Here is a 3,305-nt window from a genome sequence, read left to right as displayed (position 1 = left end):
ATGGCGCGGTTGAAGCCAAGGTCAAAGCCGAGGTTGCAGAGCTTTGCGCTAAATTCCCGATCTATCCAAACCTGTAAGACGAAGGATCCCAAAACCATGAGCTTTCACAACATCGACCAAGCCCCCGCACGCCTGAACCGCAGCGAGCTGGCCGTTCCGGGCAGCCAGCCCGGAATGTTCGAAAAGGCAGCGAAATCGGATGTGGACGTTATCTTCCTTGATCTGGAAGACGCTGTTGCACCGGACGAAAAGGAACAGGCGCGCAAGAACATCATCGAAGCGCTGAACGATATCGACTGGGGCAACAAGACCATGTCGGTGCGGATCAACGGGCTGGACACGCACTACATGTATCGCGATGTGGTGGATGTGGTCGAACAGGCCGGTGATCGCCTGGACCTGATCATGGTCCCCAAGGTTGGAACCGCAGCTGACGTATATGCAGTCGACATGCTGGTGACGCAGATCGAGGACGCCAAAGGTTACAAGAAACGGATCGGATTCGAACACATCATCGAAACCGCGCTTGGCATGCAGAATGTCAGCGAGATTGCGGCCGCATCCAAACGCAACGAAAGCCTGCATTTCGGGGTCGCCGATTATGCGGCTTCAACCCGTGCCCGGACCACCATCATCGGCGGTGTAAACCCCGACTATTCCGTTCTGACCGATGCGGATGCAGATGGCGGACGCATGACGCATTGGGGCGATATGTGGCACTATGCGCTAGCCCGCATGGTTGTCGCCGCCCGAGCCAACGGCCTGCGCCCGATCGACGGGCCCTTTGGTGACTTTCAGGATCCAGACGGGTATCGCGCGGCAGCGAAACGCGCGGCCGTTCTGGGATGTGAAGGAAAATGGGCTATCCACCCCAGCCAGATTGCCCTGGCCAATGAGGTCATGTCGCCATCAGATGCCGAAGTCACCAAAGCACAGCGCATACTCGTTGCCATGTCCGAGGCTGAATCGGCTGGCAAAGGCGCTGTGTCTCTGGATGGTCGCCTGATCGACTATGCCTCGATCCGTCAGGCCGAAGTACTGGTCGAAAAGGCTAGTCAAATCGCGGCTGCGTGAACCTGTAGTGCCGGGCCATTCAACGACAACGCTTCGCACCACTGCTTCGGCTATCTTTGCCGAGGCAGTGTCGGCAGCGGACCGAGCTACTGCCCTGCGTCGCAAGTTATGCGTCGCGCCACTGCCAACACCTGCAAGTGGCGGGCGCAGCGTCCTGATTGCGGTCGGGAAGGCTGCGCCCAAAATGCTGTCAGAGGCGTTACAACACGTTGAAGGCCCGCATGTAGCTTTGGCTGTAACGCATGCTGAAAATCAGACGGATGTATCCGGCGCGACTGTCTAAACAAGCGGGCATCCCATCCCCGATGACGGCGATCGTCGTTTGAGCGGGTGGTCGAGCTCCGCCTGGGCAAAATATGCAGATGCCTTCTTCAGAATCTCTTTGGCTTGGCGCAGCTCGCGACCTCCCGCTCAAGATCTTTGATCCGATCCGTCTCAGCGGTCGTCAGGCCGGCCCGCTCTCCAACATCACGTTTCGCCGGCTGACACCAAACGTGCAGACTATCCGGAGAACAGCCGAGCTTCGCGCAATCGCTCGATCAGCGGCGTTACCTGTGTATTCTGAGCGGTTCTCGCGAAAAAGCCGAACACCGCGTTCGCGAAGTTCAGCCGGATAGGCTGGAATTTATTTCTTCTTTGTCATAAGGCTCACCTTTGGAGTTTTTACTCTCCGGTAAACACAGGGAAGTTCAGGAGACCGGAAGCGCTCGATATCGCCAATTGCCGCCAGAACGCTCAGAGCAACGATCAATTTTACGCCGGTGATTGTCATCAGTTGTTTGACGTGCGGCTCCTTGAGCGCTGTGTGTGCAAGGTTTTCATCGATCTGTTTGAGCTCGAGACCGAGACGGTCCAGCTCGCCGGAATGGCGGAGGATGACGTAGCGCTGGTCTTGTGCGACAGGTTTTTCCTCCAGCCATTTCTTCCCACGCTTTGTAAATAAGACGCATTTTACGGTGGGATCAGATTGGCATGCAGCACCGAATTGATCCTATTCTTGAGACGGGTCATTTGGGAAACTAACTGCACTCGCTCGGACACGGCCCGACTTAGCCGTTCCGTTTCTTCAACCGGCATGCAGACTTCTGGCAAAAAGCCACTGGCGTGAAGCTTCGCGAGAACGCTCGCGTCGATCTTGTCGGCCTTGATTTTCGCTCAGGGAATGGCGCGAACGAGCCGTCGATTGGATATGACAACGCGTCTCACAAAAAGGGGCAATAGCCGTACGATCGCCATTATGTTGACTGTCGCTTCCAGAATTATCTCATCCACCGATATCGCCAGGTTGTTCGTCTGTTTTGACCGGGCTATCCGCAGGTCATGTACATTCCGACCAATATGCCGCGCCTGAAAGGGTTCCGCTATCCTCGTGAGATCATTGCTTATGCAGTCTGGGCGTACCACCGCTTTGCACTGAGCACGGCAGATGTAGAGGATCTGTTGGCAGCGAGGGGCGTGATTGTAAGCCGGGAAGCGGTACGGCTATAGGTCAATCGGTGTGGGCAGCAATTCGAAGATCGGTCGGCCAGATCGTCCACGGCCAAACGACAAGTGGCATATGGACGAAGCCGTGATTTCGATCCGCGGCAGAAAACACCGGCTATTGCGCGCTATCGACGAAAATGGTGACGTGCTCGACGTTCTCGTGCAAACACTTCGGAACTCAAGAGCTGCAAAGCGGTTCTTTCAAAGGCTGGTGGCCCAATTCGGTGAACCGAGGGGCGTAATCACTGACAAGCTGCGCAGCTACATCAATCCCGTCAGCGACTTAGCACCGCAGGCCGACCACCGGGCCCACAAAGGGCTAAACAATACAATCGAAGTGTCGCACAGGCCGACACGGAAGCGAGAAAAATGTTTGGGCGGTTCAAATCACACCGGCAAGCCCAGAGGTTTCTGTCTGCGCATGACCAGATCAACATAATCTTTCGTCCGCGTCGATACCAACTCACCGCCATCTCATACCGCCACTCGCGGACTGATGCGTTCGCACTCTGGGATGAATAGGCAGCAGAAATGAAAGCCTGAGCGCGGAACAATATCACTTTTCATGCATCCTCAAACAACTGCGCAATACCCTAACTCTCCTTCGAACGGGCAAATCTCAATTTTGAACGGAAATTCTCGGAAATCGATCTTATCGTCGTTCGCCGGTGCTAGGGTCAGGACTCATAGCCAATAGATAACGAGTGCTGCGAGGGCGATTGCTGACAGGAAGACCTTCGGGCACC

The 3,305-nt window shown here is 55.7% G+C and carries 4 protein-coding genes and 1 pseudogene; 3 read left to right on the top strand and 2 right to left on the bottom strand.

The window, feature by feature from the left end; translation table 11 throughout:
- Positions 1-96 precede the first annotated feature (96 nt).
- Positions 97-1,074, top strand: a complete 978-nt coding sequence (locus AC2FLA_RS22345) for an HpcH/HpaI aldolase/citrate lyase family protein (RefSeq protein WP_496725422.1) — start codon at positions 97-99, stop codon at positions 1,072-1,074.
- A gap of 7 nt (positions 1,075-1,081) precedes the next feature.
- Positions 1,082-1,357 (top strand): DUF4147 domain-containing protein, encoded by a 276-nt coding sequence (locus AC2FLA_RS22340; RefSeq protein WP_496725420.1) that lies wholly within the window; start codon positions 1,082-1,084, stop codon positions 1,355-1,357.
- A 342-nt stretch (positions 1,358-1,699) separates the two neighbouring features.
- Here AC2FLA_RS22340 and AC2FLA_RS22335 read toward each other — a convergent pair whose 3' ends face one another.
- Both AC2FLA_RS22335 and AC2FLA_RS22330 read right to left on the bottom strand, forming a co-directional pair.
- Positions 1,700-1,846, bottom strand: a complete 147-nt coding sequence (locus AC2FLA_RS22335; RefSeq protein WP_496725419.1) for a transposase — start codon at positions 1,844-1,846, stop codon at positions 1,700-1,702.
- 179 nt (positions 1,847-2,025) lie between these two features.
- Entirely contained in the window at positions 2,026-2,223 is a 198-nt protein-coding gene (locus tag AC2FLA_RS22330; RefSeq protein ID WP_496725424.1) for an IS110 family transposase, read from the bottom strand.
- A gap of 171 nt (positions 2,224-2,394) precedes the next feature.
- Here AC2FLA_RS22330 and AC2FLA_RS22325 point away from each other — a divergent pair.
- Positions 2,395-3,081 (top strand): annotated as a pseudogene (locus AC2FLA_RS22325) (IS6 family transposase).
- Positions 3,082-3,305: the final 224 nt, after the last annotated feature.

The organism is Ruegeria sp. CDSA033 (genome assembly GCF_059612305.1).
This window is presented reverse-complemented; position numbering and strand designations above follow the sequence as displayed.